Origin of the sequence: Vibrio toranzoniae, assembly GCF_024347655.1 — a bacterium.
Taxonomy (GTDB): Bacteria; Pseudomonadota; Gammaproteobacteria; order Enterobacterales; family Vibrionaceae; genus Vibrio; species Vibrio toranzoniae.
Genome location: NZ_AP025514.1, coordinates 1620161 through 1645790 on the forward strand (window position 1 = coordinate 1620161; position 25630 = coordinate 1645790).

At 42.8% G+C, this 25630-nt stretch carries 23 protein-coding genes; 2 read left to right on the top strand and 21 right to left on the bottom strand.

What is annotated here, in order from left to right; genetic code table 11:
- Positions 1-165: 165 nt before the first annotated feature.
- The 5 genes from OCU50_RS07170 to OCU50_RS07190 all read right to left on the bottom strand — a co-directional run bounded on the left by OCU50_RS07170 (position 166) and on the right by OCU50_RS07190 (position 7968).
- On the bottom strand, positions 166-2196 hold the full coding sequence (locus OCU50_RS07170) for a TonB-dependent receptor domain-containing protein (RefSeq protein WP_060467787.1): 2031 nt from the start codon (positions 2194-2196) through the stop codon (positions 166-168).
- 201 nt (positions 2197-2397) lie between these two features.
- On the bottom strand, positions 2398-3318 hold the full coding sequence (locus OCU50_RS07175; protein ID WP_060467758.1) for a LysR family transcriptional regulator: 921 nt from the start codon (positions 3316-3318) through the stop codon (positions 2398-2400).
- Between the two features lie 175 nt (positions 3319-3493).
- The gene (locus OCU50_RS07180; protein WP_060467759.1) at positions 3494-4483 is read right to left on the bottom strand and encodes a hypothetical protein; all 990 of its coding nucleotides are present in this window, start codon (positions 4481-4483) and stop codon (positions 3494-3496) included.
- 407 nt (positions 4484-4890) lie between these two features.
- Complete coding sequence (locus OCU50_RS07185; RefSeq protein ID WP_060467788.1) at positions 4891-6600, bottom strand: methyl-accepting chemotaxis protein; 1710 nt, start codon at positions 6598-6600, stop codon at positions 4891-4893.
- Between the two features lie 453 nt (positions 6601-7053).
- On the bottom strand, positions 7054-7968 hold the full coding sequence (locus OCU50_RS07190; protein WP_060467760.1) for a LysR family transcriptional regulator: 915 nt from the start codon (positions 7966-7968) through the stop codon (positions 7054-7056).
- Positions 7969-8087: 119 nt separating this feature from the next.
- Here OCU50_RS07190 and OCU50_RS07195 point away from each other — a divergent pair, with 119 nt between their 5' ends.
- Positions 8088-9347, top strand: a complete 1260-nt coding sequence (locus OCU50_RS07195; RefSeq protein ID WP_060467761.1) for an adenylosuccinate synthase — start codon at positions 8088-8090, stop codon at positions 9345-9347.
- A 99-nt stretch (positions 9348-9446) separates the two neighbouring features.
- Here the strand turns inward: OCU50_RS07195 and OCU50_RS07200 are convergent, their stop codons facing one another.
- From OCU50_RS07200 to OCU50_RS07270, 15 genes are all read right to left on the bottom strand, one after another.
- A complete protein-coding gene (locus OCU50_RS07200) occupies positions 9447-10388 on the bottom strand; it encodes a sensor domain-containing diguanylate cyclase (RefSeq protein WP_060467762.1) in 942 nt (313 codons plus the stop codon).
- Between the two features lie 177 nt (positions 10389-10565).
- Complete coding sequence (locus OCU50_RS07205; protein ID WP_060467763.1) at positions 10566-11204, bottom strand: OmpA family protein; 639 nt, start codon at positions 11202-11204, stop codon at positions 10566-10568.
- 8 nt (positions 11205-11212) lie between these two features.
- Positions 11213-12769 carry a TadE/TadG family type IV pilus assembly protein gene (locus OCU50_RS07210; protein ID WP_099049818.1) on the bottom strand — a complete coding sequence of 519 codons (1557 nt, stop codon included), beginning with the start codon at positions 12767-12769 and terminating at the stop codon, positions 11213-11215.
- A 10-nt stretch (positions 12770-12779) separates the two neighbouring features.
- Positions 12780-13337 (bottom strand): tight adherence pilus pseudopilin TadF, encoded by a 558-nt coding sequence (gene tadF / locus OCU50_RS07215; protein ID WP_060467765.1) that lies wholly within the window; start codon positions 13335-13337, stop codon positions 12780-12782.
- A complete protein-coding gene (locus OCU50_RS07220) occupies positions 13327-13809 on the bottom strand; it encodes a TadE/TadG family type IV pilus assembly protein (protein WP_060467766.1) in 483 nt (160 codons plus the stop codon). Before OCU50_RS07220 ends, tadF begins: the two co-directional genes overlap by 11 nt.
- Entirely contained in the window at positions 13796-14533 is a 738-nt protein-coding gene (locus tag OCU50_RS07225) for a tetratricopeptide repeat protein (RefSeq protein ID WP_060467767.1), read from the bottom strand. Before OCU50_RS07225 ends, OCU50_RS07220 begins: the two co-directional genes overlap by 14 nt.
- A gap of 12 nt (positions 14534-14545) precedes the next feature.
- The gene (locus OCU50_RS07230; RefSeq protein ID WP_060467768.1) at positions 14546-15388 is read right to left on the bottom strand and encodes a type II secretion system F family protein; all 843 of its coding nucleotides are present in this window, start codon (positions 15386-15388) and stop codon (positions 14546-14548) included.
- Positions 15385-16287, bottom strand: coding sequence for a type II secretion system F family protein (locus tag OCU50_RS07235; RefSeq protein WP_060467769.1), 903 nt, complete (start codon positions 16285-16287; stop codon positions 15385-15387). The genes OCU50_RS07230 and OCU50_RS07235 overlap by 4 nt, the downstream gene beginning before the upstream one ends.
- 1 nt (position 16288) lies before the next feature.
- A complete protein-coding gene (locus OCU50_RS07240; protein WP_060467770.1) occupies positions 16289-17560 on the bottom strand; it encodes a TadA family conjugal transfer-associated ATPase in 1272 nt (423 codons plus the stop codon).
- Entirely contained in the window at positions 17557-18798 is a 1242-nt protein-coding gene (locus tag OCU50_RS07245) for a CpaE/TadZ family protein (RefSeq protein ID WP_060467771.1), read from the bottom strand. Before OCU50_RS07245 ends, OCU50_RS07240 begins: the two co-directional genes overlap by 4 nt.
- A complete protein-coding gene (locus OCU50_RS07250) occupies positions 18798-19277 on the bottom strand; it encodes a hypothetical protein (protein WP_060467772.1) in 480 nt (159 codons plus the stop codon). The genes OCU50_RS07245 and OCU50_RS07250 overlap by 1 nt, the downstream gene beginning before the upstream one ends.
- Positions 19274-20644, bottom strand: a complete 1371-nt coding sequence (locus tag OCU50_RS07255) for a type II and III secretion system protein family protein (protein ID WP_060467773.1) — start codon at positions 20642-20644, stop codon at positions 19274-19276. Before OCU50_RS07255 ends, OCU50_RS07250 begins: the two co-directional genes overlap by 4 nt.
- Positions 20644-21468, bottom strand: coding sequence for a Flp pilus assembly protein CpaB (gene cpaB / locus OCU50_RS07260; protein ID WP_060467774.1), 825 nt, complete (start codon positions 21466-21468; stop codon positions 20644-20646). Before cpaB ends, OCU50_RS07255 begins: the two co-directional genes overlap by 1 nt.
- Positions 21469-21489: 21 nt before the next feature.
- A complete protein-coding gene (locus tag OCU50_RS07265) occupies positions 21490-21894 on the bottom strand; it encodes an A24 family peptidase (protein ID WP_390903970.1) in 405 nt (134 codons plus the stop codon).
- Positions 21895-22082: 188 nt separating this feature from the next.
- On the bottom strand, positions 22083-22295 hold the full coding sequence (locus OCU50_RS07270; protein WP_060467775.1) for a Flp family type IVb pilin: 213 nt from the start codon (positions 22293-22295) through the stop codon (positions 22083-22085).
- A 408-nt stretch (positions 22296-22703) separates the two neighbouring features.
- Here OCU50_RS07270 and OCU50_RS07275 point away from each other — a divergent pair, with 408 nt between their 5' ends.
- On the top strand, positions 22704-23597 hold the full coding sequence (locus OCU50_RS07275) for a LysR family transcriptional regulator (protein ID WP_060467776.1): 894 nt from the start codon (positions 22704-22706) through the stop codon (positions 23595-23597).
- A gap of 712 nt (positions 23598-24309) precedes the next feature.
- On the opposite strand, the gene csm6 is transcribed toward OCU50_RS07275, so the two are convergent.
- The gene (gene csm6 / locus OCU50_RS07280; RefSeq protein ID WP_060467790.1) at positions 24310-25440 is read right to left on the bottom strand and encodes a CRISPR-associated ring nuclease Csm6; all 1131 of its coding nucleotides are present in this window, start codon (positions 25438-25440) and stop codon (positions 24310-24312) included.
- Positions 25441-25630 lie beyond the last annotated feature (190 nt).

Sequence of the window (25630 nt, forward strand, 5' to 3'; positions counted from 1 at the left end):
ACGCGCTTACTCTACGTGTTTAAAATAATAGTAAGTTTAAAAAGCTAAAACGAAAGCCCCATGCAACAGCTAAATTGAATTGCCCCAATAGTTAGATACCAATTATTGGGGGCTTTCTCTCTTTAACGACTAATCAGACTAGGAATGGATTCACTCAAAACCAGATTAGAAATCAGCCGTCATACCGACATAATAGGTACGTGGCTTTTCAACATAACCTAAGTATTCTAGCTCGTCAGATACAGACTCATCAGTCAGATTCAAGATACCCGCACGTAAACGTACTGAATCATTCACATTGTAAACCGTTCCGATGTTCAAAGTTGTGTAAGCCTCTTGAGTTAAATCACTTGAGATTTGACGCTCACCGCGGTAACGGGCGCTCACGAAGGTACTGAGATCGTACGTCGGGTTCCAGTTCAACTTCACTAGCCCTGAATGCTTGTAACGCTCAAGAAGCTGTTCACCTGTCGACTTATCTTCTGTATCTAAATACGTGTAGTTACCCGATACTCCCCACTCGTCTGATATTTGATACTGTCCCGTAAGCTCAACGCCTTGAATGACAGCTTCTGAGACGTTTTGGTACGTTTTCTTACCTAGCTCACCCGTCGGTGAACCATCAGGGTTTTCACATTGACGAGCACTCTGGTTCCATTCACCGCCTAGCGTACAATAACCGTCTGTTCTCTCAATCAGATCATTGATTTCATTACGGAACAATGCCGCTTCTACATTCCAACGAGACTGTGTGTATACCGTCGCCAATTCGTAGTTCAAGCTTGTTTCAGGGCTTAAATCCTCGTTACCGACTAACGCACAGCTCCCTTTACAACTTGCTACTTGGTAACCTGGTTGGTTTTGAGTCAGCGTTGGCGCTTTGAACGCTTTACCCACACCCCCTTTAATGATGAGGTCATTTGTCGTTTGATGAACTAGATATACACGCGGGCTAAACTCTTCACCGTACAGTTCGTGTTTATCCAAACGACCGCCGATCGTTGCGGTTAGTTTGTCCATCATCAGCCATTGGTCTTGAACAAACAAGGCCCCTTGATACGCTTCTGATGTTCCGCCCGATAGGTTTTCTTTGTTGGTTAATTCACTTAACTGGTAGTCCATACCAAACGTAAGCGTGTGGCTTTCTCCAAGATAGGTCGTTGCAGAAGCTTCGACAATTTGAGTTAGCTCTTCAACATCACTATTAAAATTATTGCCCAGATCGGCGGCACCTTTATCCGTCACGTTCTCACGAGAATAACGAACTTGGGTATCCCCCCAGCTCCAGTAACCACTATGAGTAATGGCCTGACTGCTTCGGACCACGCGAGTATCTGATTCAATTACAGACCTAGAGTTCTCAGCAGCTGATTCACGCTCGTCATCACTGTAGCCAAAATCAAAATCGATAGTTTGGTTATCTGTAGCCTGCCATGTCAAGCTTGCTAACAGGCTAAGCGTGTCACGCCCCTCTAAGGCCGTAATGTCTTCACGATTGTACCCAGAGCTATGCGTACCAGAATATGGCTGCCATGCGTTACGATTCGTTTGGTTAACAGAAACTCGTGCGAACAATTCATCTTCAATTAGCGCACCAGACGTCGTTAATCCAATGGAATATTCTTGGCCACCGTTATCATCTAACGGTGAGGAGTTATCCATACTGACGGTAGAACTCCAATCATTTTCAGGTGCTTTAGTAATGATATTAATCGTACCGCCCATACCATCAGAGCCATAAAGCGCCGACATTGGACCACGAATAATCTCAACACGCTCAATTGAGTCAGCAGGAATGGTTGATAAATCAAAATCGTTACCACGAATAATCGCACTCGCAGAACTTAAACGACGGCCGTTTACCATGATAAGCGTGTAATCAGAATCCATACCACGAATTGAGATCATCTGACGACCTGCACGAGTGCTGTCAAAGTCAGACTCCACACTGGTCGATTCAGCAACGATGTCTGCCAAAGTAATACCCGGACTGTCTTCAATATCCTGAGCAGAAATAACAGACATCGACGCCGGTGCTTTTTTCAAAGCCATCTCGGTACGGGTTGCCGTGACAACCATCTGCTCATCGATGTCAATGGCTTCGGCCTCTGCGAATACGTTAGCCGAAAGAGATGTACAAATAACAGCGACGGCGACAGATAAAGGTTTGCGAATAAAAAAAGAGCTCTCAAACATGGTATGAATACTTACACAGTAATGATAATGGTTTGCATTAAACATTTAGTTACCATTTGTATCAACGAAAGTTTCATACCAAACATTGATTTTAGCTATTCAAAATTCAAATAAATAAACCAACATATATTCAATATATTTTAATCAAACCAATCACATTGAACGCACTGATAGGTAGAAAACGCACAGCTCCGACTAATATTAGGCGTAAACCTCTTTAAACAACTCCCTCACCCAACGACACATTGGATCATTATGGAAACGTTTATGCCAGTATAAATAAACATCTTCCGCAGGATAACGCACTGCTTTAGGAACGTGCTTACAAACAAGGTTTCTCTGCTTAGCGGCTTGCTCAGCAAAAGGGGTCGGCAAGTGGAAGATAATGTCGGTCATTTCCGCCATATCTGGTGCAACGTTAAAATTGGAAAGTTGAATCGGGATTGAGAGCTGACGATGCTTACCAATCAAGCCGAGATCTTTAAATCGACTTTCAATAGATAACTTCTTATCCCCTTGCAGAGAGATCTGCCCTAGTTGACTGTTAAGCAAATCATCAACGGTAATCTCTTTATCAGCCAAAGGGTGGCCTTTGTTCATTAATAAACGATAATCGCGGCTGCTCACGAACATTCGATACAAGTTCTGTTCTGAGCTTAACGGCTCATGTGTTGACAATACAAAGTGAGCATCACCAGACAATAAGGAGGAGAAGTGCCTTTTAGGAATTGAGTCGATATCAACTACCATATTTGGGGCTTGTTTTCGTATCTCAGCAACCACCTTGGGAAGCAAGTGGGACACTTGAGGAACAAGGCCAAAAAATCGCACCGTACTATCGCTGTTATGAGGCTCAAACACGTCACCATGTACCAATTTTTCTAGGCGTGTCAGCACCGAATTTAAGTCTTGCTTAATCGCATCTGCTTTTGGCGTTAATTCATAGCCATATGCGGCTCTTACCAACAAATCATCATTAAAGACACTGCGCAATTTCTGTAGAGAACGGCTCACCGTAGGCTGGCTCATGTCTAGGGCAAGAGCAGTATTAGAGACATGCTTCTCTTCTAATAAGTGTTTTAAAATGACTAATAAATTGAGATCGACTTGGGCAAGATTCATTTTTTAAATGGTTAACTTATTGAAAATTCAGGGTACGCATAGTGCATTCCTCCGCCTAATAATGCAATTGATAATCACTCTTATTGCTACGTGATGCACTATGCTTTTTTCACGCTCACCCAAATAACAAGGTGAATGTTAAAACAATCTTTGTGGGGAGATCGCCATTTGCTTTCTATACCCTACTCTCAGGACAATAATAGCCTTCAACTAGTGAGATAAAGTTCACTTTGTCTACTTCATTAAGCTGGTTGATACCTGCCGCTGCTTTTCTACCGCCACCCGTTGCGAAGCTAGAGCAAATTTCATCGGCACCGGTTCTGTTTGATAATGGTGCCCGCAGACTCACCGTGTAAGATTTACCATCTTGATTTTTCGTTAACACCGCTTGTGCACGATGGGAGTCTTGATTTACGATCTCATTACCAAATACACCACTAATGCGTCTCGCCCAAGCCTCTCCCGGCAGTTCAAACACACGAACGACTTCACTCTCATACACTGGGACTAGGTTCGATAATTGTTGATGATCATTTTGATAAGCCGCGCGCAAGCGATAAAACACGGAGTCTTTGTCATCCAAAAGGTCAAATGGATTTGGATATTGATAAAGAGTTTGGTAAAGCGTAATAGGCGTGAAGTGTAAGTCGCTCAATGACGTACCGTAACCGTTATAGTTAACCAAAGTACCTAGTTCTTCCAAAAAAGCGATTTGGGGGTGATCAAATCCATTTTCAACCGCTAACTGTGTTGCAACCGTTTTAAGGTTATCACCAAAAGCCGCAGCAATTGCCCATGCTACATACTCACCGTTTAGTTTTTGATTTATCAACAAACTGGTACAGCACTCCGGCGCTGTATTAACAAGAGTCTTCAGGTGCTGAGATTTCGGAACTTCTCCCGTGCGATGGTGATCGCAATAGAATACATCAATATTGGCATCTAACAGGGAGTGTAACGCTGATAGGTTTTTCTCCATGGATACGTCCAATACCGCAACAGACGAAACATTTCTCTGCTCGACCATTTGAGTGACAACTTGAGACACCAATTTAATGTCTCGCTTTACACCAGAGATCAACACACTGTCTTTTGGCTCGCTTAAACGTAGCTGCAATAAGGCGATGATGCCATCCGCATCCCCATTGAAAACATCGTAATGCATTTGTCTTTTTCCCTTCTGAGGCTTAACCACCAATTGAAAATGTGGCCCTCGAACTAATTAAGTTGATACGCTATTTTATAGACAGTTTGTCATCATTTTAGGTCGATTTCACATATACTTAAGGCCATTTTGGAATGCCTTATTCTTCTTTTACAGTCGTTATTGATTTAGAAACTAAACAGCTCCCCACTATCCCCCTCTGTTACTACCATTAAAGATCAAAATGGTGTTGTTTTTCATTCTATAAGGTCACTTCCCTTTCATTTTCATTTTCATTTTCATTTTCATTTTGTCAAATTGGCCTTTAATATTTGTTTCAAGCATAAAAAAGCGCAGATAAACTGCGCCTTTTAGTTCTTGCTTGCGATACAACGGTTTGTTGAATATCGCTTCTCTATCAGAGCAATCTATGACGTCTTAAACTGCGCGACCGCTCTATCCATATCATTGGCTTGTTCAGCTACTTTATCAACTTCAACCAAACAGTGTTGAGCTGATGCATTGTTGTCGTTCGAGATAGTATTCAATTCCGTGATCGAATCGCTCACTTGTGCCATTACGGCACCCTGCTCTTCAATAGCAGAAGCAATACGCTCGGAGTTTCCTTGGATGCTTTCCATATCACTCAAGATCAATTGTAAGCTTCCGTCTAACTCTTCTGAGTCTTTTAACGTCAGTTGACCTTGCTGGTTGCATTCGCCAATTTCGGTCATCGAGGCATGCATTTGGCTTTGGATTGCGGTTACTACACTGGTGATTTCCGTTGTTGACTGATGCGTTCTGCTTGCGAGTGCTCGTACTTCATCGGCAACAACGGCAAAGCCTCGCCCTTGTTCCCCTGCACGCGCTGCTTCAATTGCTGCGTTCAATGCCAGTAAATTGGTTTGTTCTGCAATGCCTTGGATGATATTCACCGCATCACCAATTTGGTCAACATGATGGTTCAACGAACTAATGGAGTCTTGACTGCTTGAAAGACGTTCAGACAAACGAGTGATATTGTCAATGGTATCTACCACGACTTCGCGTCCTTTATCGGCATTTACTTTAGCTTGATGTACACCTTCTGCGGCGACCGATGTACTCTCTGAAATTTCACCGATAGTGAGCACCATTTCTTGTACTGATGCTGTCATCGTTGAGGTGTGGTTTGCTTGCACTTCAAACTGTTTAATGACCGACACCAACTCATCATGCATGTTAGACGTACTTTGTGTCAGTTGAAGTGACTTAGATTGAGATGCGGCGATCAAACTCTCTAGTTGGTCAAGCAATTGGTTGAAGTATTGCCCTAGTTTTCCGAGTTCGTCTTTGCCGTCGAGGTGCGAACGAATTGACACGTCGTTAGAATCTACAATATTTCTAATAACCGCGAGTAAAGATTCAATCTTACCAATGATAGAACGCACGATTAACCAACTGAACACAATGATAGTTAACAGTAGTGTGATGCACAGGATGTTGTTTATCAAAGAGCGTTGATCCATCTCTTGTTGACCTTCTCGCTCAAGTACTTCTGAGAACTCTGCAAATTGATTTTCAATAGCGTGAGAGGCAGAACGTGTTTCCCCCAACAGACCTTCATTGTGCTTTAAGCCAATAATTCGCTTCTGTGCGACGACTTGCTTTGCAGCATCTAACAATTCGCTCGAATTCACGGTAAGCACACTTGGATCGAATTCCCCCTTTTCAATCAGGTCATTAAATCGGTATAGCTCGACTTTTTGTTCCGCATTGGCCGTTGCGCTGATGTTGTCCAATTGCGCGTAAAACTGCCCGAGCAAACCTTTATCACGTGCTAATCCAATAACTTCATTCGCTTTTACCAGTTGAACAAAACTTGTGTAGTACGTCTCAATGTCTTGTCGTAAGCGTGTGCTATTGACCAAGCCCAAATCGCTAAGTACCACGTTGAGTTGCGCTTCAGACGCTAAGAATTTGTTGTAGTTGGTGTCGAACTTGTCGAGATATTTCAAATCGCTACGTAACAAGAAGTCTTTCTCGTTACGGCGCAGGTTGAGCAAACGAACTTCGAGTTCTTTGGTTATCTGCTTAGCCTGGCTCATCTGAGCGGTTGTGTCTGCAAATTGTGAAGTGGTAAACAGCAATGAAATCATGCCGAAGATGGAAAACATTCCCAGTGAATAGAGCTTTTTCTTTATGTTCATGTATGTGACTCGTCTTGACTAATCTAACTATGGATATCTAAGTTTTTATGTAAATTTTACTATCTAGCTCTCGTGGTGTAACTCGTGCTGTTTCATTCTTTTTATCTGTATCTGTATCTGTATCTGTATCTGTATCTGTATCTGTATCTGTAGCGAACATTAAGCTAGGAGCATGAAACGAATGCAACTCAACTCATCGACAACACCGTTCTCAATGGCATTTGAATTCACCCACTAACATTAAAGTCATCAATAACACAGATAAATTACATATACATTAGTAAGGCTTTAAAAATTAGGAGGTCGAATTTGATGGGTTGAATACGGCTTGAACAATTGACGACACAAAGCTTTGAATCAAAAGACTTTCGCCCTTTATTTACCTAAAGATTTTTTATGCTCTTATTTTGACTCATCAGAGCAGTTTATTTCCTCATCAACCCAGCCTAATAGTTGCTTGGTCGCTTTAGACAAGACTTGGTTTTGTCTAACGACATAACCTAGGCTAGTGCTCGAAAATCCGGTAAGTGGTGTAATTTTCGATTTCAAATACTGTTTGGTGGATATCGCAAATTCAGGAATGATGGCGACACCAAACCCCGCTTCTGCCCAGTCGATTTGGGCGTCAACGCTCCCTACTTCCATCACCCTGTAATTAGATAAATTAAGGCTTGGCAGACCTTCATCAATAAAATCACGAGTTCTTGTATCGTGGCCAAGCAGAATCAAAGTTAGCTCTGTATCAGACTCAGCCTCCTTAGCATCATTTCTTTTATGATTATCCGCCATTTGGACTTCAAACCCATTGCCAAGTGCACACCATGATAATTCCTGAAGCTCAACAAAATGCAGTGACTCATTGTGTTGCTCTTTGGAAATAACAAAACCAAGATCGGCTTGAGCATTCTTAACCAAACTCGATGCTTGAGATGACGTGGTATTCAATAGCGTAAGGTCGATCCCCGGATACTGCGCTTTGAACTTCTGGAACGGGCGAATCAACAAGAATCGAGAAATGATGTCGCTCACGGCAATGGTTAACGTCCCTATTTTGAGGTCGTTTATAGCATTGAGATCCGCCTGACAAATCTGTAGTTCGAGTAACGTTCTTTGGCTTGTTTCCAATAACCTCTCACCCGCTTGAGTCAGTTGAAATGGGCTTCGCTCTATCAACTTAATACGCGTTTGTTGCTCTAATTGCTTTAAGTGCAAACTCACATTGGGTTGCGTCATGTGCAGTGCATTCGCCGCTTTCCCGAAATGCTTATATTCCGCTAGCGTCACAAACGTCTTCAACAAATTAATATCAAGCATCATATCCCTCCGTGTTTCCCGCCATTATATATGAAATCCTTATCAAGATAATAAAGATAATTAATTTCTCTTATCCACTTTGTAGGCCTAACATGATTTCTCAATCAGTCAGGAGAAAAATTATGCCATCTATTGTTGTTGTAGGCGCTAACTGGGGCGATGAAGGCAAAGGCCGTATCGTTGATTTTTTAGCAGACGAAGCTTCTGCTAGCATTCGCTTTCAAGGCGGAAACAATGCTGGCCATACCGTAGTAAACGACTTTGGTACGTTCAAACTGCATCAACTGCCTAGTGGTATTTTTAATCCTGATTGCACAGCGGTTCTTGGCCCTGGCATGGTGATCAGCCCTGCTGCGCTAACTGAAGAGATTGCAGAAGTACAAGCGACTGGTATCAAAGTGAAAATGGCGATTTCAGACCGCGCGACACTGTGTCTGCCTTTGCACGCACTTGAAGATACACTTGAAGAAGAACGTTTGGGCGATGGCGCTTACGGTTCAACACGTCAAGGTATTGCACCTGCTTACGGCGACCGCGTGATGAAGAAAGGCATTCTTGTGGGTTGGTTGAATCAGCCTGAGATTTTAGAACAGCGCATTCAATTCCTGCTTGATTGGAAGATGCCTCAGCTAAAAGCGCTATACCCTCAATGTAACTTCACTCAAACCGCTTCTGAAATGACAGAGTGGCTACTTGAAGTGACTAAGGCTTGGCGCCCATTCATTTGCAACGTGACTGAGCCACTTAAAGCACTGCAATCACAAGACGCAAACCTACTGTTTGAAGCTCAATTAGGTGCAGGCCGTGACCTTGTCTACGGTGAATACCCTTGGACGACGTCTTCTAATGTAACTGCCGCTTACGCGGGTATCGGTAGTGGCCTACCTGCCCTTCGCCCTGAACGCGTTATTGCGGTTGCTAAATCATTCAGCTCGTCTGTTGGTACTGGCACGCTAGTGACTGCAATGGAAGAGCAAGACAGCTTCCGCGAAAGCTCTAACGAATACGGCGCAACAACGGGTCGCCCGCGTGATATGGGCTACTTTGATGCGATTGCAACTCGCAACGGCGTTGACCTGCAAGCTGCAACTGAAATCGCACTGACTAAGATAGATTGCCTTTCTGGTTTGTCTGAACTTAAGATCTGTACGGCTTACTCAGGTGAACACACTGAGAACCCAATTTGGCCACAAACGGCTGAACTGAAACCTGTCTATGAAGATATGGCAGGCTGGGACGAAGACATCACGGGCTGCCGCACGTTTGAAAGCCTTCCTCAAGCGGCACAAGACTACGTTACGCGTATCGAAGAGTTGATGGGCGTGCCAATCGTAATGGTATCAGTAGGCCCTGAGCGCGAGCAAATGATCATTCGAGCTTAGAGCTCTACTCGAGTATTTCAGCTAAAGCGGTCGTTTTGGCTGAAATACGACAGGCAAAAAAGCCCACTTGCTGGGCTTTTTCATGCCTGTCATCAACATCTAAATCTTGTTTTTCTTGTTGAGATACATATTTTCATCAGACGACTTTATTAGATTGATGATATTGAAGCTTCGAGAATCCGCAGTACCACAACCATATGAAAAACCGAGTGGCACCTCATCATCACAACGAAAGCTTTCAATAAAATCACCGAATTCAGCGTGAATTTTATTGAGCAACTCAGAAGCATAACCAGACTCTTCTGAATGTATGACGACAATGAACTCATCACCACCGACCCTAGCCGATATAATATTGTATTTTGAATTGTTTTTAATGCATGACGCAAAGCCTGATATGTAATCATCACCTTTAAAGTGACCATACGTATCATTGATGTACTTCAAATTATCCAAGTCAAAATACAAACAAACGATCTCGCCATCACTGATGTTTGCTTTATTGAATTCATGGAAAAAGCCTCTCCGATTAAGCAGTGTCGTCATGATATCAAAATAACTATTTTTGTATAAAATCCGGCTTTCTTCTTTTAATAAAATTTCAGAACGTAATAAAGTCGAGATATTTTCAATCAAGTTTACTTGGCTTTGCGTATACGAAGTTGGGCTTAAATGGAACACTAAGAGAACCGCAAATACTTCACCATCGCCCCCCCTTACGGGGACGCCGCAAAAAGACTTGTAGGCATCCGCTCCCTTTACAGAAACGGACTCACCACCAGAGTGACCACTCAAATAGACAGTTCGATTCTCGTTATGTACATACTCACAAAAACAGCTAATTAAGCCCTTATGTTGGTTGCACGATATGTTCGAAGAGCTCCAAACACTCTCAGAACCAGAACAACTAAAATCAGAGAGCATAATGATGCCTGCATTAGATGCATCCATTATGTCTCGTATGTTGTCCAATATAGATACCCACGTATCTATATCGATATGTTTTTCCATCCCTTCAGAAGAGATTTTATCAAAAATCATTAATATATCTTTAGTATCAGACAGTTAAACTTTATTGAACATTCATTAGAGTACGTTATAACAAAATTCTTAAAGAGATAATTTAGGGCGGTTATTGCGAAGAAAAAACCAATCACACATCACTGACTCTATTTGCTATGTCGCGTTAACTAGCACGCGAAGACTCGTGAACGAATCTTAATTTTCTAATTCAGAGGCATCATTCATAGAGGCCCAGATTTCTGAGCGTCTATTCTTGGATCTACCCTCTGAAGTTGCATTAGAGGCAATAGGGTTACTTTCACCAAACGAACGAATCACAAGGCGGTTTTTATCGACACCATCTTCGATTAAACCATCCGACGTAGTCAGCGCTCTTTGAAGCCCCAATGCTTGGTTGTAACCTTCTGCGCCCGTACTGTCAGTGTGGCCATCCACCGTAATCGCACTGCCGCTAGTCTTTAACTCGCTAGCTAGCTGACGCAATGCTTTACTGCCCATTGGCGTTAAGTTGTGTTGGTCAAAGCCAAAATGAAGACGTGCTAATAACCCGTGACGCTCTTGATTATTGATCCAAGTCTTGCATCCTGATTGGTTCATGCCCAGATTGGATTGACTGGCTAACGCCTGTTTTAACTCGCTGCTGTCGGATTGATGCTCTATTTGCATAAAGCCCTGTCTGTGCTGTGCAATACCAACGACATCATCAACCGTGACACTATGTTGATATTCACTGAACGCAGTATCGCAATAAATGCTGATAACTTCTTCCGCATTGGCTGTAAGGCTAAACTGCAGTGTCGATAGGACGATTGAACCGATCATTAACTTTTTCATATTTTCCTCTAGTATAACTTAGTGATTCCGCTTGTTTTTGAGCCTTTACGGATGAGTTCTTCTATCTTTTCAATCAATTCATCTAGGTTAGATACATCGATGATGTCTTCATTTGGTTCTTCCACACAGTCTTGAAAACCACTCTGTTGGGACGCTCGAAAATCAATACCAATAACACCTATGTATAAGCCTGGTATTTCATTCCTTGCCTTGTCACACATACCTCTGTCGACTAACCCTTTGAGGATGCCGTTATTTGGACTCTCCTGCCCATCACTTAAAATCAGCAGCATCTTGATTTTCTTGTTGTAGACTTGCTGTTCTTCTTGATCGGAACTGTTCGGGTCACCGTCATGCAGAACCTGAGAGCCTCTTAAAATACCTTGAAAGGCCGCAGTACCACCGTCTGCCCACATCGAATTAATCGGATTCAAGTCTGAGAGCTTGTTCGATAGTCGAATGTTGGAAAACTGCGATGAGCTTGAAGAACCATGCGCGTTGAATAGATTTTTTCCACTCACACTATAGAAATTGGGCTTTAATCCCGACTTGTCAGTAAACATCGCCGAGACCGAACTCTGAAAGTCAACATAGCTGTAGACGTCGGCAACTCGGTAATAATCTTGATCAATCACATCTTTAATACGTTTGGCGTACTTTCGATTGTCCGATTTTGGATATGAGCAACGTGACTGCCTGTCAGCACATCTAATCACGTCATTTTGCGAATATCGGCGCCAGTAATCCCAGTTGACATCGTTGTAGGAGTAAGGAGATACGTTCGTTTTATAGTTATCTTTGTAGCTCAACTGACTTGTCGCACGAGCTTGATTTCCCGAGACGATTTCCCTCGTTCGAACGTTAAAAGGCACAAAGCCAACTCGGTTAAGTAACTTATCTCCGGTGGTATCTTCTCCCAGTTCGTCACACACGTCTTTCCACTCTCCATCGACATAGTCCTGCTTAATCGATGTGCAAAGAATTTTGCTGGATATTTCATCGATGGCCGTTTTCAGGTCGTCGATTTTTATGTGTCGATTTGAACCCCAACTTTCGTTCATTGAACCTGAAAAATCCGACACAAACACAATGTCGATGTTGTTATCACCCAGATAGACAGGGTACTTTCTCGCTAACGAACGCCCCGCTAGATCTTGCTGCTTATTAAATGAAGGAATAAAACTGCTCGCAAACCAAGAATCGTGTGTGGTCTTGGCATTCACTGTATATTCGATGTACTCAAGAGCCCCAGCCCCCTCATCTTCCGCTTGATGAAATCGGTCTGCAGAAAGGTGGATAGATTTGATATCACGCACATAGTTTTCGACATATTTGGTCGCGAGCCCACGAGCCTGATCCGGTTGGTCTTCAATAGTCACCGCTATGGCTGCGGCCTCTGCTGAATCTCGTAATCGACTGGTCTCTTGAACATAACGTGTGCCTTCCACCGCCCAAAAGGTCATCCCCATGATTGGAACAAGCAATAAGCCCATCCACACCACGGCAACACCTTGTTGTCTTTGGAGACTGATATGCTGGCGATTGATATGACGTCCATGCTGCATTTTCATTTCATTATCTCCCAGGCATTATTGAAGACGAGCCAATCTTGACCGTGGTACTGGTGCCACTGTTGAAGAAGGGCTTGAACCAAGAGCTTTGCTCTTCACAAAGACTGATTCGGTACAGCGGATACACAACTCCCTTCTCTACGGGCGCCAAATCTGCATGATCGAGAATCGAATCGGTTTGGCAATTTAGGCTTCGATACTTACTGGTTGAGAATTCCGCGACATTCGTTTTATTGGTCAGTGACTCTATCTTGATGGCCACATTGTCTACTGGTGTATTAAGCATTCGACTTGCCACTTTCGCCATGTCTTCTAACTCTGCATTGGTTACGGGTAGATTTTCTCCTGCCAGCACGTCGGCATCAAAGTAACGAGTACGCTCTTTAATGACATTCACCAAAGCAAAGCTGGATCGATCGAGCTTGGCGCGCACGAGCAGCTGATAACTCAGGTCTGCAGCAAACAGGTAAACGCCCCACAAAGCCACAAGGATAAAAACTAACTCAATGGTGTAAGAGCCTTGTTGACGACTTTTTGAAAACACATCTTGATTAGGGAGCATCATCTTCCCACCCCTCGTGTTCTAAGTTCAAAACCATAGTGCGTGAAATATCTCTATCCGCGGCTCCAGCCAACTTAATGACTGGCGTATAACGATAAGTAACGGTGACCTCGGCTAAGTTGTAATTGAAGTTCAAGCCTTGATCAGAGTGTCCCCTATTCGCGATAAAATCATCATAGGTTTTGAAGTACTGACCTGCGATAGAGAACCTTGAGCTATCGATTAAGAAACTCCATAGATTGTCATCATCTTCGATTAACGATTTGAACTTAGTTTCGTACTGTTCGTTGATCCCTTTACCTTCATATATTTTGGTATTCCTGATGGTTTCTCTCAGCGAGTACTCGGTCATGTTCACAACATAGATTTGGTAACTCGATTCGAAGATCGCAAAGGTGGCAAAAAACAGAACAAGCGCACCGAGCACAAACTCAATCGCCGTCACGCCCTTCTGCTTGTTAAGACGCTTCATCGTCAACTCCCAACTGAGTTAGTTCAGCAGCAATGCTCTGGATCTCTTCCGCCGAGAAGTCACCTTTGAGTAACTTCTTGGCTGAGTCGATTTGCTGGGTTTTCATCAGTGCAATAGCCAGATTCGCTTTAACGGTTTTATTCGCTGGGTCTTCTTTTAAAACCGGAGCCAATGTTTGAATCGCTTGTTGATACTCACCATTGGCCATTTGAATCATTGCGATGTTGTTCTTAACAACGACGTCGTCATAACCGCGTAAACGTGCTTGGTTGAGCTGTTGCTGTGCTTCATCGTATTGCCCAACTTTGGTGTAAGACACACCGAGCAAGACGTGAATTTGACCTGTTCTGTTTCCAGCATCGATAGAGGCTAAGTAAGCAGAAATAGCACTTTCGATGTCATTTTTTGCATCAGACACTTGGCCTTCTAATTGGTACAAGTTGGGATTTTCGAACCCCGCTTTTTGCAAGTGTTGGACATAAAAATCAGCCGACTCGATATCCCCTTTATGGAAATATGCCCATGCTAGATTCTCTTTCACCTCTGGATCTTCGGAGCCTTGCTCTAACAGGGATTTGTAATAACTAATCAAGCCATCATAGTTCTTCACTTTTTCCATGCTAGCGACGTCGGCAAGCTGTAAGCCTTGTTGTGACGGTGCCGATTGACAGCCCGCCAACACACTCAACGTGAGCAAAATGAAGCCGATACGTTTTCCAATCATTCGCAATTCTCCCTAGATGCTCAATGTCATTTGCATGATGCTCGGCGCGAGAATCAGGATAACGATTGGGAACATGATGAAGAGGATCAATGGCACACTCATCTTCGCAGAGAGCTTACCCACCTTTTCCTCGACCGTAAGAATCTGGACTTTTCGCATATCTTCTGCGAGATCACTTAACACATGCGCCACGGATGTGCCGTATTGCAAGTTTTGAATGATGGTCAGTACAAAGCTTCGAACGGGTGGCGTCGGAATACGTTCACTCAGGTCATTAAGCGCCTTTTCTAGACCGTGAATTTTCGCAGAGTCGGATGTGCGCTTAATCTGGTAACAAAGGTCGGAATCAAATTCGGCTAACTCTTTACCCAAATAGACCAATGCCGCTTCAATCGTCATACCGGTTTGCACACATACCGACATCATGTCGAGCAAGTACGGAAGTTGAGCTGAAGTTCTGCTAATCAACATCTTGCGTCGCATTTGCAGTAAGGTATCTGGCACGACGATGACAGCAATCAGCGAAAAAATAACCACGATCATTTTGTTGGTTGATGACATATCCCCTAATAACACCAACCCAGAAACCAACGCCAATACCAATAACTTGGCAGGGAAATAGAACTTCGCCCATTCGGTGTTGTAATAGCCGGCCTCAATCATTTTTTGCTCGAGTTCATGCCGATGCTCCTTACCAAAACGAACAAAAAAGCGATTTACGCGTGAAGGCGGACGGACCGAATTATCCCCGATATAGAGCGCAACCTTCTTATGTCGTTGGTCTCTACGAATCGAGTCGACTATTAGAAATAGTAGCGAAAAGAACAGAATAATAAGGGAAGCTAATAACATCATGCGCGTACTCCTCTCACTAACAACCAAACAAGAAATAGACCGAACAGTTCACTACCCAACACGTAAAACAATACAAGCCTTCCTTCTGGATCGTAGAGAACAAAATCCACATTAGCGGGATTAACGTAGTTGAGAATAAGCATAAAAATCAGAGGAATAGCCGCAACTATTTTGGCGGAAATTCGAGCCTCCGAAGTCATCGCCATTTTCTTTTTCTCTAGCGTTCGAGAGTCCACTAGCACTCTAATCAGCCGCGCCATCACGCCCTTAAGTTGCCCACCTCGAGCTATATTCGCCCTGATAGTCACGGTAAAGAATAGAAACTCTGGGTAGGGGTAGTTTTTGCACGATCGTTGAAGCACCACCTCTGGTGACTCACCCAACTTCAGTCGGTCACCCATTAGCTTAAATTCGCGGCCTATCGGGTTGTGCATCACATCGCCTACATAACTGATGGCTTGCATTAAGCTGTCACCTGCAGTGACCGCACTCATTAGAATATTCAGCGCATCTGGGAACGTATTCTCAAATTCGCGACGTCTTCTTGTCACTAGGAACCGATAACCGCAAAATGTAAATACCATAGATGAGCCCAGCACTAACCACGTATTGGTGATTGATAGCAATTCAACAACGATGTACCAAGATGCGATGATGCTGCCCGTAATATAGAGCGCAATGTAAAGAGAAGAACGCGGGCCTAACACCATTAACGTGGGTGATACGGACTCTTTGAACTTTTGCCAGTTTTGTTTACGAACCAAAGACTTGACGTTAATAGCATTGAAGTTTTCAGCTTCTATTTCTTCAATATTGAAAAACTGATTAACCTTTTTTACGTTTGAATCTCGGATCAAAAGCAGCACAAACGCAAACAGGATTAACGAAAGCCAAAGCATACTAGGCCCCCTTAAACGATGCTTTCAGCTCTTCATAGAGCCCGAAGAATTGCGCTTTTTTCACAAGCTCAGATCGTTGCATAATACCGTCGGTCACGAATTCGCCTTTTACGGTTTCTCCGTAGTGGGCGTCGTCATAACGAAAACGATAAATCTCTTCCATCACGACGCTGTCGCCTTCTAGGCCCACGATTTCCGAGATGCTTGTGATTTTACGAGACCCATCGCGTAGCCTGTTGACCTGAACAATCATTTGAACGGCACTCACGATCGTTCTTCTAATCGCATCCAGAGGCTGATTTAAGTTCGCCATCATGACCATAGATTCAACGCGAGCAATCGCATCGCGCGGTGTGTTGGCGTGCAACGTAGACATCGAACCATCGTGTCCGGTGTTCATGGCTTGCAGCATTTCGAACGCTTCAGAGCCACGACACTCACCAAGAATAATGCGGTCTGGACGCATACGAAGTGCATTGATCACTAACTCACGCTGAGTTACTGCTCCTGTCTGTTCAACACTTGAAGTACGTGTTTCCAGCCGAACTAAATTGGGTTGCTGGAGACGCAACTCAGCTGCATCCTCAATCGTAACGATACGTTCATCCTCAGCGATGTATTGAGACAGCGCGTTGAGCAACGTGGTTTTACCTGATCCGGTACCGCCAGAGATCAGTACATTGATACGACAGCGAGAAGCGATCATCAGCACTCTTGCCATGTCTGGAGACATCGAACCGAAGCCAATCAAATCTTCAAAACCGATGTTCTGCTCTCTGAACTTACGAATGGAGATCGATGTGCCATCTAAAGAAATCGGAGGAATAACGATATTTACACGGCTACCATCTTCCAACCTGGCGTCGACCGTCGGAGAAAGTTCATCGACCCGTCTTCCCACACGTGACGCAATACGTTTGGCAATGGCTAACAACTGCTCTTCATTCACAAACGAGACTTCGGATTTTTGTACCTTACCGTGTCGTTCGAAGAAGATATTGTTTGGCCCATTAACCATAATATCGGAGATAGACTGGTCTTCTACTAAGGGTTGCAAAGGACCCAAGCCAAACAGTTCATCGATTAAGCTTTTCACTAGCCCTGACTTCATCATTGATGTGATCGGTCTTTGGTAACTATTAGCCAACAGATCAACCGCTGCTTGTATCTGTGATTCAAGGTCTCGACGACTCATTTTCTGAACCGCTTCTGCATCTAACGCTTCAAAGATCTGGCCACGAAATGCAAGGTATAAGTCTTTGTTAGAACTCATTTAACACGCACCTTGTTCAACCAAGAGCTCATGCCCTTTTGATCCACAGGTTGGCCGTTGATCAGTTTCACTAGTTGTTCCATAGAACGGCTAATATGACGATCATGCTTATGCCCTCGCTTACCATCGATAAGGATGTGTGCTAACGATTTGCAATAGTCGACTTCGAGATCAACATTTGATCCTAAATATTTAGTGAGATCGGACTTTTGTAACACGTAAGCATTTTCCGGACGGTGATAGTTCAGCATCGTAATAACACGAGTCCGCGACGACAACGAGATCTGTAAGCTAGAGATTTTTTCAATCAGTCGTTTAACGCTTCTTACGGACGATATCGACGCATCTAACACCAACACAACCACATCGAAGTTTTCTACCAAGAGTTGAGGTTCAACTTTGAAATCCACACCACCGGAAAAATCTTCAATAATGAAATTGGTGTTTCTCGCGAGTAACTCACACAGAGTTTGATTGTAGTTAAGAACATCGTTTTGGCTCATATCGCCATCAATCGCCAACAGACGTAAATTTTTACGAGCTTTGAATAGGTAACTCAGCGCCCCTTCCTCATCCATTTCATGCAATGGCGCGGTGAACTCATCAATGGTTCGCGGCTTAAAGTCCTTTAGCCCTAGCAAAACATCAATATTAGTATCAGCATATTGATGGTCGACAAGAATCGTGTCTGAACCTTGTGTCGATAATAGTGAGCTGACCTCAGTTGCAATAAATGATGCGCCTACTCCACCTTTTGAGCCCACAATCGCGACTCGCTTCGCCTTGCGTTTCTGGCTCACACCGGAGAAAGTCTTAAGATTTTTGCTAACGTGAGTAAAAAAGTCAGCAAACTCTTGCTTATTTACCGGCCAGAAAACGTAATAAAACCCCATGTCTTTCAGAGCTCGAAGCGTAGAAATAGCATCCTCTTTACCAATCACGACCACCCCTTTGTGTGTGGGTAGTTTGCTGACAAAAGATTTAGCGTCTTCAACAACATTGGTCGATTCATTTAGTTCTAGAATCACAATGTGGCTACTTTGTTGCTCTGTCAGCCTAGTCAAACTGGCATTGGCTTTAACGCACGCCGGATCATTCCATCCTTCAAATCGAAAGACTTCTTGAACAAGGTCTAAACACTCTTGAGATTGATAGAACAAAGTACATCCGGCGACACCTGTCGTTCCTGTCTGAACTGGCTTAGCCTTCGTTGTTAATGCTTTAGTCAAGTCAAACATTATTGTTCTCCTACCAATCGAGACTTGTAAGCCACTTGCTTCAAGCGCATCGACTCAGCAAAGCAGTCTGGCTGCCTCAACCGAACGTGAATCTGTGCTGGCGTGCATTCTTGAGTCTTCAAACGCGTTAAGGTCACCTGAATCTTTAAGTCGCTCGGCAACAGCTGAGCGCTTCGATACAAGACTCTTTGTGGCGCGATGACATGCGACGGATATTGATCGAAGATCGCCTGCAACATCTGTTTGCTGCGGTTTGATTTGTAATCCACGATATAGGTGGCTTCTTTATCCATTGACTCAATATCTTGAATCAACTCGTTAAGTTGCTTGCCCGTTTCAGCGCGATTTTTCATCGTAAAGTCAAAGCTGTGATGCTCTTTGTACACCAAGGCTTCAGCGCCATGTCCGACAAAATATTGCTCCGAGGCACAGCCTAAAATTGTCGAGGTAAATAACACCATTAATAGTAATTTCTTCATTGGATAAACCCTCCTTGCGACAACAGACGGATCGTTGCATCGGAAGATGTCACCGATTTGCCATCCCACTTAATGTTTAGCCAACGCGCCAATGTGGAAGTCTTCTTGATGTAAGGCAGTTGAATGTCTTTCGGTTTCATCGGTTCAACAAGATTCACGGTCGCAACGATGATTAATTCAGTTCGTTTTCTTTCTGTGGTTGCTTTGCGGAAGGCGGCACCAAGTACTGGGATGTCGCCAACAAAAGGTATTTTTTGCATTTTTTCCAAGTCATTACTGCTCATCAAACCACCAAGAACGAAGCTGTCGCCATCGGCCAGTTCAACGGTTGTCATCGCACGTCGAGAAGCCAATTGTGGGACTTTTATTCCTACTGTTTCTACATAGCCTTCGACTTCGCTCACTTCTGGCGCTAATTGCATGCGGATTCTGTCTTGGCTAAGCACTTTCGCGGTGAGATCGAGTTTGATGCCGAACTCTTTGAAGGAAATGTTTACATTGTTACTGGTAGTAACGATAACGGGCACTTCGCCGCCCACAAGGAAACTTGCAGACTCACCGGACAACACGGTTAAGTTAGGCTCAGCCAGAACTTCAGCAATCTGGTCGTTACCTAATGCCGTGATTAACGTACTGAGGTTTGCGGCATCAAACTGGTCAAAAACAAACTCGCCGACGCTTGAACCGACTGAGCTCCAATCAACACCAACGGTTTGTCCAAACGACTCCGTTACCTGGGCCACAGATATTTTGACGTTCACTTGCTGAGTCGTCGCCACTTCAATGCGTTCGATGATCCCTTCCCACGTCATATTGCGCGCAAACACCATGCTTTCCGGCTCTTCATAATCAGAGTTGTCGGATTTAAACTCTAGCTTCTGAGTTTCATCCCATTTCTCGGTCTTTTCTCGTCCTAGCAGAGTGGCAACCATACGATAAATGTCGTCACGAGTTGCTTCGGAATCAACAAGACCACTCACGGCGACTTGCTCTCCCACCGACTGAACCTTGACTTTGGCATCAGGGAAATGGAATTTGAGTTGACCTCTGATATCTGTTAAATCCAAATCAACAATAATGCGATCGGAAAGCAGAACACCACCATCTATGCCATAGACAATCAGTCTCGATTGCCCAATAGCATTGGCGAACACAACTATCGTGTTGTCGTTGATTATTTTGTAGTCGACGATGTCAGGGTTATTAATAAACACTTGGCCAATTGGACTTTTTAACTGGATGTGCTGACCATCGTTGAGCGTGATGGAGCGATCGGCGGCAAAAGCGTTTGTTATAGAAAGTAAGCCAATCAACGGCGCTAGAATGGAAGCAAACAGTACTTGTTTGATTCGATGGTGAATCATCATCACAAAGCCTCTCTCGGGTTGTTCTCGTTACCACGTAACTCAGCAATCCCGGTATAGTTATCGATAATATTGCGCACCTCTGCATACTCAGGTTGCGTGTAGGTTTGGCTTCGGTAAATTTCGATGTGCATTGTTCGTTGCGCTAGTGCAAGTTTTGGTAACTCGTCGGGGCTCACTTCGATGACCACCGTAGTCTGTCCATCCTCTTTACTCGGAGCGCGAGCGGTAATAGAGCTATCGCCAGTTGCATCATTTCCAATGTTGAGTACTTTGACGTTTTTAAGAAACATCGACGCCTTCACCCCTCTAAAGCGCTTCGGCTTATCGATATTTCCAGCTAAGTTATCGTTTGGAGAACTTACAGTTAAGATATCGATGGACGTTCCAGGACGGATATAATCGTTGATTAGGTTTTTGTCACTGACTTTAAGTGGGTACAACGTCATTCCTTCTGTGACCAAAAGATCTATGTATCCGGGCTGACCGGGCGTCACTTGATATTCAGGCAGTATAACCTCGCCGGCGTTGAGGCTTCGATTGAGTAAAGTGGAGGGTGCAAAGCTGATTTGAGCGTCTTCTCTAACACCAAGCGTCAATGCTTGGCTAAGAGGGAGTTGTTGTTTAACGACGCCTTGCGCATCGATCGCACGTCCTTTTTCATAAGGTTCCGTGGTCATCCAAACGGCAACATGTTCTTCGTTTTTTTCTTCCACTACTTCAGCGGTCGTTGTCGATTGAGGTTCACTCTTGAACAAATCGACGACGCCGAGCGCGCCCACTATTAAGGCAACAATGGCAACAAGTAATACCAGTCGAGATCTCATAATGTTCTCATTCTTGGAGGTTTATATATGTGGCGTGTTTTGAGTTAAAATTACCAAGTAGAATCCAACGCTAATCGCTATCCCATATGGAATACCTTGTTGGCCGTTCGACGTTTTTCTTACTAGCCTTTTACTTATCAGCTTGTTGTATACGAGATAAATAACGGCTAGAAATCCACCGACAAAAGCCGTCATAAAAAACGCCCAAAGCAAATCGTTGAGAGGTATGGTAAGTGATAGAACCGCGGCATATTTAATATCGCCAGCTCCAATCCAAATCAGGGCGTAAACAAGCAACCCTCCCCCTAACACCAGCAGAAAGCTCATAATTTGAATGTCTAACGGTGACAAAAAACATTGTAAAAAGAGCAATATCAACAAGGTGTGATTTTGTATCTTTCGATAGAGAAAATCGGTAGCTGACATATATATACTCAGCATTGCCAAAGCCACTAAATACAATTCATGACTAAAAATTAGAAATACCACCTAGTCTTGGTTAAAATAAATCTTATTTTACGCTGTAAATTAATCAAGCCAGACCAATGTAAACAGAGGTCTGGCATAAATACCTTCGTCATCATCTACGTATGAAGATGACCAAGTCCGTTTAATTAGATACCAGTAGCAGTACTGATGTTAGTGGCGATTTTTGCGAATGCCTTCGTAAGCGCATCGATGAAACCACTGCTACTATCTAATGTAGCAGCTAACAACACAGCCATAGCGACGCCAATAAGACCATATTCAATCGCTGTTACGCCGCGCTCATCGTTCTTGAATTGTGATAAAAACATGCTTGTTTTAACGTATAGCTTAGTAATCATTATTTTTTCCTATAAGGGATGTTGAAAATTCGTCGCTATTATAATTAGCACCCTCACACTATGGAAAATACCCTCTATTGATTTAATCTATAGGTAGAGCAAAAAACGATCAAAACAAACGATCACCAAAAACAAGAACCACAAAAAACTACATGATTTACAATAACTTAAACAAAATCGCACTTTCAGTGTCAATATGAATCTAAATTTAGATTACTTTAAATAGTAAGAGGTAGATCAATAATATTTATTATATTTAGCTTATATAATCTTAAAACACGCCCCTGGATTTAAATCATCGTTCTTTATTATAAAACTTGTTGAAATACGAGTATCATCACGCTATTGTTTTTTGAATAAACAAATAATAAAAATACAACTTATTTATGTCAGAAGGTTAGTGGAATCATGAAACTACATTTCGAAAATATTGTTTCGTTCATAGCGGTAGTTGAGGAAGGTTCATTTAGCTCTGCAGCCCGTAAGCTTGGGAAATCTCAGTCAACAGTTAGCACAGCTGTTCAAAACCTTGAGTCTGACTTGGGTTTCAATTTATTTAATAGACAATACTCTAAAGTCTGGTTAACAGAGAAAGGAGAGCGCCTATTCCAGTTATCTTTACCTGTTGTCTCGAAATATCGTGAGTTAGTTACAATTGCAAAACAAATGAATATATCAGACCAAATAGTTTACCGGGTAGGTATAGATCCACTGGTGTTTAATAAAAACGTTAGAAATACACTATTGGCATTTTCAGAAGAGTTTCCTAATGTCGACTTACTTGTTGTTACTAAGCCAAGTTTCGTTTTAGGTAATTATATTAACGAGGGGAAGATAGACTTAGCGTTAGGTAATCCATATCACAAAACAAATAACGACTTTAATATAGAAGAGTTATTCCACGTCAACTGTTGGTGGGTCGCCCACGAAGACTTAGTATCCTTTAAGGCTCACGCTTCATTGAAGCGTGTTCTGCTAATGGATGGGTGTGAAGAACTTCTTAATTTGTCGAACATCGCTTCGTATAATCTATGGCGATTGGATGATTTAGAAACCATCATCGATTTATGTAATGCTCAAAAAGGCATCGCTTTTTTACCTGGGTTTCTTATTGAAAGTAACGTAAAAGAAAATAAACTTAAGGTCATTACAGACCACCCTGATTTTTTTGGTAAACGAGTTATTGCATCCCTTTTCTGGCAATTACATTCTGACTTTAGCTTGTTTAACCAATGGATTAAAAAAGAGCTACAAGCCAGTGTAAGTTACAAGCAAACATTTATCGCTGATTTGGCCCAATAATGTTCTCTTACATTTAAGGCTGTCACACTCTAGTACATTCACCGACTTCGGGTGCGATACTCAAAAACTCTATATATTTACATATATATGATAAACAAACCATAGATGAGAAATATAACTTGCATCTCTATATTTATTAGATAGTCCATTACTGACAGCTTAACTTTACATATCACCTTCCATTATTTTTTCTTAATCGATATGAAAAATTTAATCGTGTTTAGACTAAATTGGTCGTCTATAAGCTCAGTACTGGGTTTATTTAGGCTCACACCCTTTGGCTTAGCTTTCGTTTAAACTTAGGCAAGAGCAATATAGAAGATTAGAAGATTGGAAGATTGGCCAATGATAGTGGCGACACTCATATAACTGCTAATGTCTTTGACCTTCCTCACCACGCTAGTCCTCGCTAAAACTACCAGCCCTGTCGGATGGCAATACATACAAAGTCTCATAAAATTCCAGAAGACTAAGAACTTGATAAAACAAGGAATTATAGGCACAAAAAAGCCCACACTAGGTGGGCTTTTTTGTATAATGTGGTCGCTACTGGACTCTACTATCTAACTTATCCAATTGATTAAAAAGAATAATATAAAAGTAGAGTTTTAAGATGTTACTTCTGGTGTTACTTACGTAAAAACTGACCTTCTTGAGCCTTGTTGCCATCCAATACCAGCTCAAATTAGCTTCGGACTATTGTGATTTAGGTTCAGACAACCAGCCCATCTACCTCAATAGTAATACCACTATTGACACTATAACTCGCACCGGCTTTGGCACCATCAGAGTGCACTTTGATTTTTTCCACTATACCTGGAACTAAACGTCCTTCTAACATTTTATGAAATCCACTTAGTGATTGACGTACGAAGTCTTTCGTCAATTTAGGTGTCAATTCAAACTCATTCTGGCGCCACTGCCCTTCATCTTCTAGACCCATGCTTTTGTACAAACGTACGTCGGCCCTCATTGAGTCTAATACTTCTAAATATTCACGCGTTTGGTCAACGTCTTCTTCAAATGATCGTCCCAACGTTTCCGTTCTCATGGTTTTCTTAAGAAAGAACAAGTAAATCGCTAAGGCTTTAGCTGTAAGTTTTACAGGCACACCAGCCACATCTAACGTCTTATCCCTAGTCGAAATTTTCACTTTAATTTCTGAGCTATGTGCACTGTTCAAAGCTGATACAGTTTTTGAAAACGAATGGCTTTGCATTTGATTATAAATTGACTCATCAACTTGACGACGCATTCTTACAAAAGGGATTTCAGCTAAAGTGACTTTAGCATCCTTGGTGTTTACAACCTTTTTTTTATCTCTCCCGACGATGTACTTATCGTAAGGAGTTGGGTAATAAAACTCACTAACAAACTCAAAATCATCGTCTACGAAAACATGACTCAATACATCTTGCTCACGGCCATACAAAGACATTGCGTAACCCATGTAAAAAGCCATTGTCTTTCGGCCACCAGCAATTGAAGCATGAATCGCAACATCGTCATTACGAGTAAACTCCTCTACTTTCTGTGTAATAAAGTCAGCCATGACGACTTGGTCAGTTTCGGCCTTTGCATCATCTAATACATTACCTTCTTCATCAGAGATCACCCAAATATTGTCAGAACTAAACTTAATCTCTGGAAGTTGATAGTCTTCTATTAACTTGTTCCAATGACCATCTTGAAACAGCCCTTCTTCTAACGTTAGCTTAGAGTTAGCGGTAGTAATCACAAACACTTCATCAGGCATTGTTTTACCTTGATGATTTAACGCAAACAACGTTTCAGTTAGGACTTGAGGACTTGCGCCGGTTACGGCTACCAAAATATTTTTCAAATTAGGCTCGCTAAGTTCTTTGATCTTATGACGGGGAGATAGCTTCAATAGGTAGATTGTTATCTATATCCTGTAAATTTCATTGGCATCACGATTATTATTCCATAGTGCGGGCATAGGTCACCTTACGTTTTGTTAATTTGCAATGTCGTAAAGCTAAACCTCACCTTTGTGATAGCACTATGGTAGT

What these genes read in the sequence shown, in the direction of transcription:
- OCU50_RS07235 (WP_060467769.1), bottom strand. Translation starts at nt 16,287, where the DNA reads ATGCTTTGGCTTTCGTTAATCCTGTTTGCGTTTGTGCTGCTTTTGATC.
- OCU50_RS07265 (WP_390903970.1), bottom strand. Translation starts at nt 21,894, where the DNA reads ATGTCAGCTACCGATTTTCTCTATCGAAAGATACAAAATCACACCTTG.
- OCU50_RS07220 (WP_060467766.1), bottom strand. Translation starts at nt 13,809, where the DNA reads ATGAAGCGTCTTAACAAGCAGAAGGGCGTGACGGCGATTGAGTTTGTG.
- OCU50_RS07255 (WP_060467773.1), bottom strand. Translation starts at nt 20,644, where the DNA reads ATGATGATTCACCATCGAATCAAACAAGTACTGTTTGCTTCCATTCTA.
- OCU50_RS07245 (WP_060467771.1), bottom strand. Translation starts at nt 18,798, where the DNA reads ATGTTTGACTTGACTAAAGCATTAACAACGAAGGCTAAGCCAGTTCAG.
- OCU50_RS07170 (WP_060467787.1), bottom strand. Translation starts at nt 2,196, where the DNA reads ATGTTTGAGAGCTCTTTTTTTATTCGCAAACCTTTATCTGTCGCCGTC.
- OCU50_RS07195 (WP_060467761.1), top strand. Translation starts at nt 8,088, where the DNA reads ATGCCATCTATTGTTGTTGTAGGCGCTAACTGGGGCGATGAAGGCAAA.
- OCU50_RS07210 (WP_099049818.1), bottom strand. Translation starts at nt 12,769, where the DNA reads ATGCAGCATGGACGTCATATCAATCGCCAGCATATCAGTCTCCAAAGA.
- OCU50_RS07250 (WP_060467772.1), bottom strand. Translation starts at nt 19,277, where the DNA reads ATGAAGAAATTACTATTAATGGTGTTATTTACCTCGACAATTTTAGGC.
- OCU50_RS07225 (WP_060467767.1), bottom strand. Translation starts at nt 14,533, where the DNA reads ATGATTGGAAAACGTATCGGCTTCATTTTGCTCACGTTGAGTGTGTTG.
- OCU50_RS07190 (WP_060467760.1), bottom strand. Translation starts at nt 7,968, where the DNA reads ATGATGCTTGATATTAATTTGTTGAAGACGTTTGTGACGCTAGCGGAA.
- tadF (WP_060467765.1), bottom strand. Translation starts at nt 13,337, where the DNA reads ATGCTCCCTAATCAAGATGTGTTTTCAAAAAGTCGTCAACAAGGCTCT.
- OCU50_RS07185 (WP_060467788.1), bottom strand. Translation starts at nt 6,600, where the DNA reads ATGATTTCATTGCTGTTTACCACTTCACAATTTGCAGACACAACCGCT.
- OCU50_RS07175 (WP_060467758.1), bottom strand. Translation starts at nt 3,318, where the DNA reads ATGAATCTTGCCCAAGTCGATCTCAATTTATTAGTCATTTTAAAACAC.
- cpaB (WP_060467774.1), bottom strand. Translation starts at nt 21,468, where the DNA reads ATGAGATCTCGACTGGTATTACTTGTTGCCATTGTTGCCTTAATAGTG.
- OCU50_RS07275 (WP_060467776.1), top strand. Translation starts at nt 22,704, where the DNA reads ATGAAACTACATTTCGAAAATATTGTTTCGTTCATAGCGGTAGTTGAG.
- OCU50_RS07200 (WP_060467762.1), bottom strand. Translation starts at nt 10,388, where the DNA reads ATGATTTTTGATAAAATCTCTTCTGAAGGGATGGAAAAACATATCGAT.
- OCU50_RS07240 (WP_060467770.1), bottom strand. Translation starts at nt 17,560, where the DNA reads ATGAGTTCTAACAAAGACTTATACCTTGCATTTCGTGGCCAGATCTTT.
- OCU50_RS07180 (WP_060467759.1), bottom strand. Translation starts at nt 4,483, where the DNA reads ATGCATTACGATGTTTTCAATGGGGATGCGGATGGCATCATCGCCTTA.
- OCU50_RS07270 (WP_060467775.1), bottom strand. Translation starts at nt 22,295, where the DNA reads ATGATTACTAAGCTATACGTTAAAACAAGCATGTTTTTATCACAATTC.
- OCU50_RS07205 (WP_060467763.1), bottom strand. Translation starts at nt 11,204, where the DNA reads ATGAAAAAGTTAATGATCGGTTCAATCGTCCTATCGACACTGCAGTTT.
- OCU50_RS07230 (WP_060467768.1), bottom strand. Translation starts at nt 15,388, where the DNA reads ATGATGTTATTAGCTTCCCTTATTATTCTGTTCTTTTCGCTACTATTT.